The sequence below is a fragment of the Bradyrhizobium sp. USDA 223 genome, from assembly GCF_044909005.1.
Classification (GTDB): Bacteria; Pseudomonadota; Alphaproteobacteria; order Rhizobiales; family Xanthobacteraceae; genus Bradyrhizobium; species Bradyrhizobium yuanmingense.
Window position 1 is genome coordinate 873,981 of record NZ_JBIYDR010000001.1, and the last position, 12,192, is coordinate 886,172.

General features: G+C 62.4%; 12 protein-coding genes. All 12 read left to right on the plus strand.

The genetic code is table 11. The annotated features are described in order from the left end of the window. Positions 1-247 precede the first annotated feature (247 nt). The 12 genes from ABIA40_RS03575 to ABIA40_RS03630 all read left to right on the plus strand — a co-directional run bounded on the left by ABIA40_RS03575 (position 248) and on the right by ABIA40_RS03630 (position 12,190). Positions 248-1,252 (plus strand): alpha/beta fold hydrolase, encoded by a 1,005-nt coding sequence (locus ABIA40_RS03575; RefSeq protein ID WP_404539151.1) that lies wholly within the window; start codon positions 248-250, stop codon positions 1,250-1,252. A 40-nt stretch (positions 1,253-1,292) separates the two neighbouring features. Further along, on the plus strand, positions 1,293-1,958 hold the full coding sequence (locus ABIA40_RS03580) for a VOC family protein (protein WP_404539154.1): 666 nt from the start codon (positions 1,293-1,295) through the stop codon (positions 1,956-1,958). A gap of 70 nt (positions 1,959-2,028) precedes the next feature. After that, positions 2,029-2,619, plus strand: a complete 591-nt coding sequence (locus ABIA40_RS03585; protein WP_271544009.1) for an NADPH-dependent FMN reductase — start codon at positions 2,029-2,031, stop codon at positions 2,617-2,619. A gap of 346 nt (positions 2,620-2,965) precedes the next feature. Then, a complete protein-coding gene (gene otnK / locus ABIA40_RS03590; RefSeq protein WP_404539156.1) occupies positions 2,966-4,108 on the plus strand; it encodes a 3-oxo-tetronate kinase in 1,143 nt (380 codons plus the stop codon). Beyond that, positions 4,105-4,752: a class II aldolase/adducin family protein gene (locus ABIA40_RS03595; protein WP_271544013.1), complete on the plus strand. Its 648-nt coding sequence runs from the start codon at positions 4,105-4,107 to the stop codon at positions 4,750-4,752. The genes otnK and ABIA40_RS03595 overlap by 4 nt, the downstream gene beginning before the upstream one ends. 13 nt (positions 4,753-4,765) lie before the next feature. Beyond that, complete coding sequence (locus ABIA40_RS03600) at positions 4,766-5,554, plus strand: shikimate dehydrogenase (protein WP_128263205.1); 789 nt, start codon at positions 4,766-4,768, stop codon at positions 5,552-5,554. Positions 5,555-5,662: 108 nt separating this feature from the next. After that, complete coding sequence (locus tag ABIA40_RS03605; RefSeq protein WP_271544298.1) at positions 5,663-6,772, plus strand: ABC transporter ATP-binding protein; 1,110 nt, start codon at positions 5,663-5,665, stop codon at positions 6,770-6,772. Then, positions 6,769-7,647, plus strand: a complete 879-nt coding sequence (locus ABIA40_RS03610) for an ABC transporter permease (RefSeq protein WP_128263206.1) — start codon at positions 6,769-6,771, stop codon at positions 7,645-7,647. The genes ABIA40_RS03605 and ABIA40_RS03610 overlap by 4 nt, the downstream gene beginning before the upstream one ends. Next, complete coding sequence (locus ABIA40_RS03615) at positions 7,644-8,450, plus strand: ABC transporter permease (protein ID WP_128263207.1); 807 nt, start codon at positions 7,644-7,646, stop codon at positions 8,448-8,450. The genes ABIA40_RS03610 and ABIA40_RS03615 overlap by 4 nt, the downstream gene beginning before the upstream one ends. 22 nt (positions 8,451-8,472) lie before the next feature. Beyond that, positions 8,473-9,540, plus strand: a complete 1,068-nt coding sequence (locus ABIA40_RS03620; protein ID WP_271544018.1) for an ABC transporter substrate-binding protein — start codon at positions 8,473-8,475, stop codon at positions 9,538-9,540. 48 nt (positions 9,541-9,588) lie between these two features. Next, entirely contained in the window at positions 9,589-9,939 is a 351-nt protein-coding gene (locus ABIA40_RS03625; protein WP_128263209.1) for a hypothetical protein, read from the plus strand. Beyond that, positions 9,929-12,190 carry a N,N-dimethylformamidase beta subunit family domain-containing protein gene (locus ABIA40_RS03630; protein WP_271544020.1) on the plus strand — a complete coding sequence of 754 codons (2,262 nt, stop codon included), beginning with the start codon at positions 9,929-9,931 and terminating at the stop codon, positions 12,188-12,190. Before ABIA40_RS03625 ends, ABIA40_RS03630 begins: the two co-directional genes overlap by 11 nt. Positions 12,191-12,192 lie beyond the last annotated feature (2 nt).

The window sequence follows — 12,192 nt, forward strand, 5'->3', positions numbered from 1 at the left end:
TTGGACGTTGCGGTAGACGACAAAACCTTCGTCCATTCATGCGCTTAGGCTGGGCCCTGGCTTTAGAACCCGCACGGACCGCGATACCGATCCCCGGGGCAATCAATTCCTCCCGGCTCTGACCGGCCGAATCGCGCTGACAACGTCTAACAACGCTTAACGAGCCAACGTGCCGTACCCGGTGCATACCGCTTTCACACGAGGCCGATGTCTTTCGAAAGACGACGCCTCAACGGGAGCAAAGACCATGCACAAGGACGTCAACCAGACTCGCCGCGCGTTCATCGGTGCCGCTGCTGCGCTCGCAACCGGCATTGGCTTAACCGGCCCCGCAGCCGCGCACCTGAGCCAGGTCGCCGAAGCTGCAGATGCAACGAGTGCGTCCCTTGGGCATCTGAAGCAGATCAACGCCGGCATTCTGAACGTAGGATATACCGACAACGGCCCAGAAGGCGGGCCAGCGGTCCTGCTGCTGCACGGCTGGCCCTACGACATCGACAGCTTTGCCGAGGTCGTGCCGCTCCTGACCGCCCAGGGCTATCGCGTAATCGTGCCGTATCTGCGCGGCTATGGGACGACCCGCTTTCTTTCCGCTGCAAGCGCCCGCAACGCCCAGCCTTCGGCGCTTGCAGCGGATATGATCGCGCTGATGGATGCGCTGAAGATCGAGAAGGCAGTCGTGGCCGGCTTCGACTGGGGCGCGCGCACCGCCAATATCATGGCAGCGCTCTGGCCAGAGCGCGTCAGCGCCAACCAGCAGGCCGGCAAAGTGCCGCTGTCGCCGAAGGCCGAGCTTGAGTGGTGGTACCAATTCTATTTCGCCACGGAGCGCGGCCGCATCGGCTACGACAAGCACCGCCGCGAGTTCGCGAAGCTGATCTGGAAGCTTGCATCGCCGAAATGGGAGTTCGACGATGCGACCTTCGAGCGCAGCGCGAAGGCCTTCGACAATGCCGATCACGTCGCGATCGTGATCCACAATTATCGCTGGCGGCTTGGATTGGTCGACGGCGAAGAGGCCTATGACGAACTCGAGGCGCAGCTCGCGCTGGCGCCGACCATAGGTGTGCCGACCATCACCATGGAAGGCGACGCCAACGGCGCGCCGCATCCCCAACCCGCCGTCTACGCCAAGAAGTTCACCGGCATGTACGAGCACAGGCACATCACCGGCGGCATCGGACACAATCTTCCCCAGGAAGCGCCGAACGCTTTCGCACAGGCCATTCTCGACGTCGCCGCGCAGGTGTGATCGCGGCGTCCGTATTCACCACGCACACCAGGAGAGAACCATGACACTAGCAGTTAGTCCCGCCAAGGTCCGTTCGACGGACATGAAGTTCGAGCTAGCCGTTATCCCGGTCTCGGACATAGCGCGCGCCAAGGAATTCTACGCGAACCTTGGCTGGCGTTTTGACGCCGAGTTCACCAACGGTAGCGACTTCCACATTGTCCAGTTCACGCCCCCGGGCTCCGGCGCCTCGGTGATCTTCGGCAAGAATGTCACGCCGGCCAAGCCGGGCTCTGCCCAGGGCCTGTACCTGATCGTGTCCGACATCGAGGCTGCCCGGAAGGAGCTGCTTGCGCGCGGTGTCAAGGTCAGCGAGGTCTTTCACGGCGGCGATGGCGTCCACACCGGCACCGATGAGCCTTATCTGTTCGGAAGCGTCCGGATCAGTGGCCCGGATCCGCAGCGCCGCACCTATCAATCGTTCGCGTCATTCAGCGATCCAGACGGCAATGGCTGGGTGCTGCAGGAAGTCACCAGCCGTCTGCCGGGCCGGGTCGAAGGTGATACGACCTTCGCATCGGTATCTGACCTCGCAGCGACGCTTCGCCGCGCGGCGACCGCTCACGGCGAGCATGAGAAGCTCACCGGCGAGCACGACGTGAATTGGCCGGATTGGTACGCGGAATACATCGTCAACGAGCAGGCGGGCAAGCCGCTGCCGGAGTAACCATCATCAGCTGCGGCCCGCCGCTCGCCGGCGGACCGCAGCTTCAGAAGCCAGCTGCGGAGTAATGCCCATGAGCAATCGAATCCTCGTCTTCTACGGCTCCTATCGTTCCGACCGGATGGGTATCCGGCTTGCAGAGTACGTTGTCGACCAGCTGCGCCGCCGAGGTGACGAGGCCGAGCTGATCGACGCCAAGGCGATCAACCTCCCGATTCTCGACCGCATGTACAAGGAATACCCGAAGGACGAGGCGCCCGCGGCGCTCGAGCAACTCGCACGGAAGATCAAGGCGGCGGACGGGTTCATCTTCGTCACCGGCGAATACAACTGGGGCGTTCAACCCGGATTGAAGAACCTCACCGACCACTTCCTGGAGGAGTGGTTCTGGCGGCCTGCTGCGATCGTCAGCTATTCGGCCGGGCGTCTGGCTGGAGCGCGCGCCGCCACCGCCTGGCACGGCACATTGTCCGAAATGGGCATGGTGGTGATCTCGAGCACGGTCGCCGTCGGGCCGATCGGTCAGACCCTCTCGGCCGACGGCCAGCCGACCGGTGAGGGCGGCAACGCGCTCGAACAGTCCTTTCCCCGCTTTGCAGACGATCTGATGTGGTGGGTGGAGGCCGGCAAGGCACAGCGGCAGCGCAAGGCGCCACCGTACTGAATGCGACGTAGGGAGATGATCGCGCCACGGCTATCAAAACGACTCGTCTGACCGGAACTAGTCCGAACACCCGAACACGCCGTCGAGGTACAGTACCGCATCGTCAATGTCGGATATGTCTCCAGCGGCGGGCGGTATTGCACATATTTGATATATCATGTATCAGAGTTCGCAGGTATCTGCTTGAGATCTGCGAGACGCATGACGAAGCTCATCTTCGGGGTGGTGGCGGACGATCTGACGGGCGGCATGGAAACGGCCGCCATGCTGGTCGCTGCCGGAATCCGAATGCGGATTTGTCACCGACCCCGATCTCGTCGGCAGCTGCGGCGATGTGCCGGCTATCGTGGTCGCGCAGAAGACGCGGGTGATCCCCGCGAACAAAGCCGTCGGTATGACCGCGAAGGCGGCACGGGCGCTGCTCGCGCGGGACGTCAGGCAAATCTTCTTCAAATATTGTGCGACGTTCGATTCCACCGACCAGGGAAATATCGGGCCGGTCTCCGACCTGCTGATGCAGCTGACCAGCGCCGAATACACCGCCTTTTGCCCGGCTTCTCCCGCCCTTCGAAGGACCGTCTATAACGGTCATCTGTTTCTCGGGATCGAGCTGATCTCGGACTCGCCGAAACGCAATGACCCGCTGACACCCATGACCGATCCCGATCTCGTGCGGGTTCTGCAGCGCCAGACGCGGGCCAAGGTTGGCCTTCTGGCGCATTCGCAGGTCGACGCCGGCGCGGACTCGGCCGGACGCGTGATCGCGGAAGCGGCGGCTCGGGGTATCCGCTACTTCATTGCAGATGCGATCTACGATCGGGATCTCAATACGCTTGCCACGCTGACTTGCGATTGGAAGCTGATGACGGGCAACGCGACGATCGTGCAGCACTACCCGGACATCTGGAAGGCGCGCGGGCTCGTCGCCGCCGACAGGAGGCCGCCCAGTCTGCGCGCGGTTGGCGGCGGCGGCGTGGTCCTCGCCGGGAGTTGCGCTGAGCGGACGTTGGAGCAACTTGCTGAATTCGAGAAGAGCCATCCCTTGCTTCGCATCAATCTTCTGAACGCTGAAGATGTGGCGGCGACGGTTGGCGATGCGCTCGACTGGGCGCGGCCGCGGCTGGGCCGCGGTCCCGTTGGCTTCGCCACCTCGGGCGCTCCGGAGGCCGTTAAAATGGCTCAGCAGCGGTACGGCCGAGAAGGCGCGGCGGAACTCGCCGAAACCATTCTTGGTCGGCTTGCTGTCTCTCTTCGCGGTGTCGGCGTGCGGCGCTTCGTCGTGGCCGGTGGCGAAACGTCTGGTTCGATCGTCGAACAGCTCGGCATTCGGCGTTTGCGGGTCGGTCCCTATGGCGGGCCCGGCATCGGCACTGCGGTGACCGAAGACGAGGATCCGGTGGCCCTCTGCCTGAAGTCCGGCAAGCTGGGCCCTGTCGACCTGTTCGCGACGACGCTCGAAGCGATGTTGAATCCGGAGGCGGTGAATTGAACGAACGCGAACTTAGGCAATCCGTGCTGGAGACTGTAGCGCGCCTGGAAGCCAAGGGCTTCAATCACGGCAGCAGCGGAAATGTCAGCGCTCGCATCGGAGAAGACATTCTCATTACACCGACGGGCGGCAATAGCGGCAATACGACGATCGACGGTCTCGTCCGTTTGAAGCGCGATGGAACGGTGGTTGGAGACGGCTTGCCCTCGAGTGAATGGCACATGCATCTGGCGATCCTCAACGCCTATCCGCATGTCAACGCGGTCGTGCACAGCCATGCCGACTGCTGCGTCGCGCTGTCCTGCCTCGCAAGGCCGATTCCAGCATTCCACTACATGGTCGCCAGTTTTGGTGGAAATGATGTGCCTTGTGCACCCTACGCCACATTCGGCACCAGGGCTCTCGCCGAGGGCTCCGTCGCCGCGCTGAAACAGCGCAAGGCCTGTCTGCTCGCGAACCACGGGATGATTGCCGTGGGCAAAGGGCTGCAGGCGGCGTTCGACCTTACCGTGAAGCTCGAAACCCTTGCCCGCCAGTATCTGCTCGCCTGTCAGGCCGGCGAACCCGCGATCCTTGCCGATGACGAAATGGCGCGGGTGGTCGAGCGCTACGGCAGTTACGGCCGCGCCGATTTGCCGGCCTGAGAAGGACAGCTTCATGGAGATCACCGGCAGGACCAAGATCATGTTCGTGCTCGCCGACCCGATCGATCATGTGCGGGCGAGTGCGGTGATGAATGCCTATTTCGGATCGATCGGCGACGACTTGGCGGTGTCGCCGATCCACGTCCTGCCGGGCGATCTCGGCCACGTCGTTGCAAGCATCAGGCTGATGCGCAACGTCTTCGGCTTCGGCGTCACGATCCCGCACAAGACCTGCGTGACCGAGCATCTGGATGACATGACGGAGGCGGCACGGCGCATCGGCGCGGTCAACTTCGTCAAGCGAACGGCCGAAGGAAGTCTCGTTGGCGACAATCTGGATGCGAGGGGATTCATCGTCAGCCTCGCTCAGCATGACATCGCGGTTCGGGATCGGAAGGTGCTCCAGGTCGGTGCTGGTGGCGCGGGACGTGCAACTGCATTCGGCTTGGCGGAGGCCGGCGCCCGCGAACTCATGATCATGAACCGGGATGAGGAGAAAGCTCGCGCGCTTGCGGCCGCCGTCGCTGCGCATTATCCCGCGACGAAGGTCAGCGCCGGTCGTGCGGAGGCACGCGCATTCGATCTCATCGTCAATACGACGTCGCTCGGCATGAAACCGGACGACCCGCTTCCGCTGGATATCGAAGGCGTCGGTCCCGACGCCACCGTCAGCGACATCATCGTCAATCCTGCCGTCACGCGGCTTCTCGCAAGGGCGGCTGCGCAGGGCGCAAAGGTCATCGGCGGAAAGCCGATGCTCGATGCGCAGATGGCCCTTGTCGCCGGGTTCATCGCGCGATAGCCTGATATATCAAATATTATATCGAAGCGGAGCCGTGCCGGCGGCTTTGGATTGGGTGCAAGGGTCGCCCGCATCGAGGCAGACAGAAGGAAGCGAGGCTCCGTGGATATTGCATCGGCCAGACAATCGGCATCGGGCGCATCGATCCGCATCAGTGGCTTGGAGAAGCGCTTCGGTGCCGTATCCGCCGTCGATGGCGTCGATATCGATATTGCTGCCGGTGAGTTTGTCGCCCTGCTCGGACCAAGCGGCTCCGGAAAGACCACGATCCTGATGAGCGTCGCAGGATTTGAATTCCCGACCAGCGGCACCATTCACGTCGATTCCGAAGACCTGACCTATGTTCCTTCGAACAGACGCAATCTGGGAATGGTGTTCCAGAATTACACGCTGTTCCCGCACATGTCGGTTCTCGACAATGTTGCCTTTCCCCTGAAGATGCGCGGTCTCCGGACGGCTGAACGTCACGCGCGCGCCGAAGCCGCGCTCGCGACCGTGCGGCTGGCAGGCTATGGCTACCGTCGCCCGAATGAGCTTTCAGGCGGCCAGCAGCAACGCGTGGCGCTCGCGCGTGCCATCGTCTATCAGCCGCGCGTCCTGCTGATGGATGAGCCGCTCAGTGCGCTCGACAAGAATCTGCGCGAAGACATGCAGCTCGAGATCAAGCGATTGCACGCCGAGCTCGGCATCACCGTCATCTTCGTCACCCACGACCAAAGCGAGGCGCTAACCATGGCCGACCGGATCGCCGTCCTGAGGGACGGCAAGATCCAGCAGATCGGGCCGGCGCGCCAGCTCTACGAAAGGCCCGCGAATCTCTTTACTGCCGGCTTCATCGGCGAGATGAATTTCGTCGACGTCGCCGTCCAAAGCGTCGGCGACGACATCTCCGTGGCTCTTCCATGGGGTGAAACATGGCGTCTGCCGGCCACGGCGGCCGTTGAGCCGGTTGCAGCCGGCGAGGCCGCGGTGCTGGCCGTGAGGCCTGAGCGGCTGCAGTTCGGCGCCGGCTCCAGCGGGCAAGTCATCGCTGTGACGTTGAGCGACATCGTCTATGCCGGGGCGGCGCTGCTGCTGATCGGACGTCTGCCTGACGGCACCGAGATGCGGGCGCGAATCCCCGGCGCCTCGCAGCTCAGCTCTTTGACCCCAGGCGACGTTGCGTCCTTCGCGATCCCTCCGGAGGCGATGCTGCTCTACCGGGGAGAGCGGCAATGATGGAGGCGCGGCGATCGCATTTCTGGCGTTCCGATGGCCGTCGGCTGAGTGGCCTGTCGACGTTGCTGCTGCTGCTGCCATTTTTCGCCCTCGTCGCCTTCGTCTTTGTCTATCCGATCCTGCAGCTCCTGGTGATCAGCATTCTCGAGCCGCATCCGACCTTGGAGAATTACGCGCGCGTCGTCGAAAACCCGGTTCACATGCGCGTCCTGCTGCGCACGCTCTGGACCGCAACGCTGGTGACCGCCTTGTCCGTGGTCCTCGGCTTCCCGGTGGCCTACTACATGAGCCGGGCAAAGGGAACGGTCGCCGCCCTTGTCGCGGTCTGTGTCATCCTGCCGCTCTGGTCGAGCGTCCTGGTACGCACCGCCGCCTGGTCATTCCTGTTCCAGCGCAACGGGCTGATCAATTCGGCGTTGATGTCTCTCGGTCTGACGTCACAGCCGTTCAAGCTGCTTTATACCCAGAGCGCCGTGGTCATCGCCATGACCCACGTGCTTCTGCCGTTCATGATCCTGCCGATCTACGGCGCACTACGCAGCATTCCGAGCGACTATGCGCGTGCGGCCGCCGTGCTCGGCGCAACGCGCCTGCGGACCTTTCTGGAGGTCATCCTTCCCTTGAGCCTGCCGGGCGTCGTTTCCGGTTCGCTGCTCGTGTTCCTCACGGCGATCGGCTTCTTCATCACGCCCGCCCTGCTCGGTTCGCCGCAGGAGATGATGATCTCGACGCTCGTCTCAAAGCAGATCCGTGAGGTCCTCGATTGGCCCTTCGCTGCAGCGTTGGTCGGGGTACTGACCGTATTCGTGACGTTGCTTGCGGTCATCTTCAGCAAGACGCTTCGCTTCGACCGGCTGATGGGGAATGCCTCATGAAGCCGCCGACCGACCGCGGATCGCTCGCGCTGGCGGCCTATGTCTATGCCGTGCTGGCCTTCATCATCGTGCCGTTGGTCATCGTCATCCCAATGTCGTTCAGCCAGAACGACTATCTGGCATTTCCGCCGTCCGGCTTCACGCTGAAATGGTACTCGGAATATTTTGACAGCAGGCAATGGCGTGCCGCCACCTGGCTCAGCGTGCAGGTGGCCTTGCTGACCGCTCTTTTCGCGTCGGTCATCGGCACAGCCGCGACCTATGCAATGATCCGCGGCCGCAGCCGGTTGGTCACCGCTTTCCAGATCCTGCTGATCGGGCCGATCATTGTGCCGCATATCGCACTCGCCGTCGGCCTTTATCTGTTTTTTCAGACGATCGGACTCTCCGGCACGATTCCGGGCTTCGTGCTCGCGCATACGGTGCTCACCTTGCCCTTCGTCGTTTTCACGATGGCCGCCGCCTTGGGAAAGGTCGATGCTAATCTGGAGGCGGCCGCCATGAGCTGCGGCGCGACACGCTTTCAAGCCTTCCGCCTGGTCACGCTGCCGCTCGTCCTGCCGAATCTCGTCAGCAGTGCGCTGTTCGCCTTCATCATCTCCTTCGACGAGCCGGTGGTATCGTTCTTTCTGTCCGGTGTGCGACAGAAGACGCTGCCGCGTCGAATGTTCGAGGATATCGAGCAGAACCTGACGCCGGTGATTCCCGCGATCGCGACGCTGCTGATCGTCTTGTCCATTTTGATTCTGCTGGGGGCCCAGGTCCTCCGATCCCGCAGCGTTACCCGGATAGCGAGCCAGTGAGAAGCCAGAGAGGAGATCGTCGATGCTGAAAACAGGTTGGATGTGGAACTCGGCAGCTGTCGTGCTTGCCTCGGTTCTTTCCGGAGCGTTGCCGGCTGCCGCTGAAAAACTGGAAGACCAGTTGGTGATTGCAACGACCGGTGGCCTGATGGGCAACACCCTCGCAAAATATTTCTACGATCCCTTCCAAAAGGCCAAGAATGTCGAAATCGTCCCGGTCGCAATCGAGGTGCCCGATCAGTGGGCGCGCGCCAAGGCGATGCAGCGAACCGGCAAGGTGGAGTTCGACATCGTCACGGCAACAGGTCCCGACCTGGTCGGACGCACCGATATGCTCGAGAAGATCGATTGTGCGAAACTGCCCAACGTTCAGAAGTTCGGCGTCTCCGACGCCTGTCAGCCCTACGGCGTCGCCCGCACGACCGGCGGCATGCTGATCACCTACAATACCGAAACGTTCAAGAACAAAGCGCCCAAGACCTGGGCGGACTTCTGGGACGTCAAGCAGTTTCCCGGGCCGCGAGGGCTCCCCGACACCGGCGACAGCGATTGGTGGGTGCCGGTAGCCGCGCTGCTCGCCGACGGCGTCAAGCCGGAGCAGCTTTTCCCGCTGGACATCAATCGCGCCTACAAGAAGCTGGACGAGATCCGTCCCAATGTCGCGGTGTGGTGGAAGACCGGCGACCAGGTGCAGCAGATCATGCGCAGCCGCGAGGTCGTCATGGCCATGAGCTATTCGGGCCGCGCGCTCGCCGTGGTGAAGGAGGGCGTACCGGTTGCCATGTCCTGGGACCAAGCCATTCGCGACACCGGTTACATGGCTGTTCTCAAGGGTGCGCCCGACCTCAAAGCCGCCATGGCCTATCTCGACTTCTTCTATGCGAGCTCCGATGCGCATGTGCCGTTCATGCGCGCTGTCAACTATGCGACGGCCAGCAAGTCGGCCATCGAGTTGTTGAAGCCGGAGGAGCGCAATCTCTACGCGACTTCGCCGGAGAACTACGAAAAGCTGGTCAAGCCCGATTTCGCCTGGATCGGCGAGCACCGTAACGAACTGCGCGAGCGGTGGATGGCCTGGCTGACTCGCTAGGCCGCATTAGCTTCTCCCGCCATTTGCGCTTCTAAGTGAGGACCGAGCATGGATCACACCAGTGACCCCGGCGCGCTGCGCTACGTGATCGATCCCGGAAGGCTCGATCTCGTCAAGGAGTTCCGCGCAAGTCCGCTCGGAGCGCATAGCCCGGAACTCCGCAAGCTGTTGGCCCGGATGCGCTGGGGCAAGCCGGAAGGACGGCTTGTTCTGATCGTGCTCGAACCTGGCAAGGCCTGGCGGCTGTCGCGCATCCCCAAGCGTCGCGGCGATCCCATGCCTTTCGTCGATGATCGCGTCTTCACCTCTCTTGTTGAAGCGGAGTGGCATGTCTTCAAGCTGCGTTGGCAGGAAATGACGGGAACGACGCTGCCTGCGGAGATTTCCGGTGATCTATAGGACCAACGAATATCTCGGCTATCCGGATCGCATCAGCGTCCCGGCAGGCGAGCCCGTCAGATTCCAGCTCAGCAGCAAGCGGCCGAGCGTGAAGGTCGAGGTGCTCAGGCTGCGCTGCGGCGATGTCGACAGCAACGGCCCTGGCTTCAAATATGAAGTGATAACGAGCCCCATTGACGGTGAGCATGCCTGCCTCGACCAGCCGATCCGGCCGGGATCCAACGTCGTCATTGACCACGACGGTGCACTGGTCCCGACCGGCGGGCACTGGTGTTTCGGGGCCTACGTGTATCCGACGCGGATCGCGGACAATGCCAAGGCCGTGATGGGAAATTGGTGCGAGCGCTCGGCGTGCGGCTACGCGCTCGAACTCGACGAGGAGGGGCATCTGGTGCTGGTGCTGGGCCAGGTGAGCGGTACGCCGGCGCGTTTTGCCCTCGACGTCAAGCTGCGCCCGCGCGTCTGGGCATTCGTATCGTGCGCGCTTGACCTTGCGGGGGGATCGGTCTCCTTATCGCTGATCGTTCCGGCAGATGGCGTTCGGCCAGTCGCTGCCTATTCGAAATCGTTTGCCCTGCCGCAAGCGCCCGCGCTCGATTCCGGCCTGCCGTTCCTGATTGCGGCCCATCATGCGAATGGCGATCGCCAATATACCTCGCACTTCGATGGCAAGATTGAAGCTCCGCGGGTCTTTTCGTATCCATTGAGCGCAGAGGCGCTGCGGGTATTCGACGGCCGGTTGCGGACGGGAGCAAGCGATGCAGGGCTTGTCGCCTTCTGGGATTTCGCAAACGGCATCTCGTCACTGTCGATCAAGGATATTTCACCGAACGGCCTGCACGGCAGCCTCCACCAACTGCCCCGCAGGGGCGTGACCGGCTTTCAATGGTCTGGATCCGTTCACGACTGGCGGCTGTCGCCGCAGGAGTATGCGGCGATTCATTTCCACAGCGACGATATCTACGATTGCGAATGGCAGACAACCTGCACGCTCGATGTGCCAGCCCACTGGCGATCAGGCGTCTACGCGCTCCGGCTGACCTCGGGAGGTGACAATCCAGACCGGGACTGCGAAAGCTACGTCACCTTCTTCGTGACGCCCGGCAAGGCGTCCCGGCGGGCGGATCTGGTCGTGGTCGCTTCGATCGCGACATATCTGGCTTATGCCAACAGCGCGTTGCGTCTCTATCAGGTTCACTTCGAGACTTTGATGGAGCACGTTCTGTGGTTGCCGCAAGATGACGTCTTCATGCAGGAGAACCCGGAGATCGGCCAGTCGACCTATGATTGCCATGTCGACGGCTCGGGGCGGGCCTACAGCTCCTGGCTGCGGCCCATCCTCAACATGCGTCCGCGCGGCTATTGGTTCAATTTGATCAACGACACCCATATCCTTGACTGGCTCGAGGAGAAGGGGATCGCCTACGATCTGATCACGGATGTCGAGCTTGACCGGGAAGGAGCGCGGGCGCTCGCTCCTTACCGGGTCATGATGACGCCGACCCATCCCGAATATTTCAGCTTCAACATGATGAACGCGATCATGGCGTATCAGAACGCCGGCGGGCGGCACATCTCGATGGGAGGCAATGCATTCTACTGGCGCTGCGGCTTTCACCCGGCCGCGCCCGCCGCGCTGGAGGTTCGCCGCGGCATGGCCGGGACGCGCACCTGGGAATCGGAGCCCGGCGAAGTGCATCTAGCCGGCACCGGGGAGCCGGGATCGCTGTGGCGGCATTCGGGCTTTGCGCCGCAGAAGCTGGTCGGCGTCGGGTTCTCCGCCATGATCAACGATACCTGCGGCTACTATCTGCGCACGGCCGAAAGCGAGGATCCGCGTGTCGCGTTCATCTTCGAGGGCACAGGCCGTCACGAAAAATTCGGTGATTTTGGATTTCGCTACAATGGTGCCGTCGGCAGCGAGATCGATCGATACGATCTCGAACTCGGAACGCCGCCGCATGCGTTGCGGATCGCGACATCCGAAGGATTGGGCGCGGGCGCGCTGCCCACACCGGAGGAGTTTCGCACCGTGGTCGACGGTCTCGACGGCACGCAAAATGCGCTGGTGCGCGCCGACATGGTGTTCTTCGAGACCGCCCATGGCGGCGCCGTCTTTGCGACGGGATCGATCACCTACGGCATGTCGTTGGGTCACAACAACTATGACAACAACATCAGCACCATCACGTTGAACGTCGTGAATCGGTTTCTCGATCCGAGGCCGTTCGTCATGCCTGCCAAAACCTAGAC

Coding starts and splice junctions, on each gene's coding strand:
- ABIA40_RS03575 (WP_404539151.1), top strand. CDS start 248: ATGCACAAGGACGTCAACCAGACTCGCCGCGCGTTCATCGGTGCCGCT.
- ABIA40_RS03580 (WP_404539154.1), top strand. CDS start 1,293: ATGACACTAGCAGTTAGTCCCGCCAAGGTCCGTTCGACGGACATGAAG.
- ABIA40_RS03585 (WP_271544009.1), top strand. CDS start 2,029: ATGAGCAATCGAATCCTCGTCTTCTACGGCTCCTATCGTTCCGACCGG.
- ABIA40_RS03600 (WP_128263205.1), top strand. CDS start 4,766: ATGGAGATCACCGGCAGGACCAAGATCATGTTCGTGCTCGCCGACCCG.
- ABIA40_RS03610 (WP_128263206.1), top strand. CDS start 6,769: ATGATGGAGGCGCGGCGATCGCATTTCTGGCGTTCCGATGGCCGTCGG.
- ABIA40_RS03615 (WP_128263207.1), top strand. CDS start 7,644: ATGAAGCCGCCGACCGACCGCGGATCGCTCGCGCTGGCGGCCTATGTC.
- ABIA40_RS03620 (WP_271544018.1), top strand. CDS start 8,473: ATGCTGAAAACAGGTTGGATGTGGAACTCGGCAGCTGTCGTGCTTGCC.
- ABIA40_RS03625 (WP_128263209.1), top strand. CDS start 9,589: ATGGATCACACCAGTGACCCCGGCGCGCTGCGCTACGTGATCGATCCC.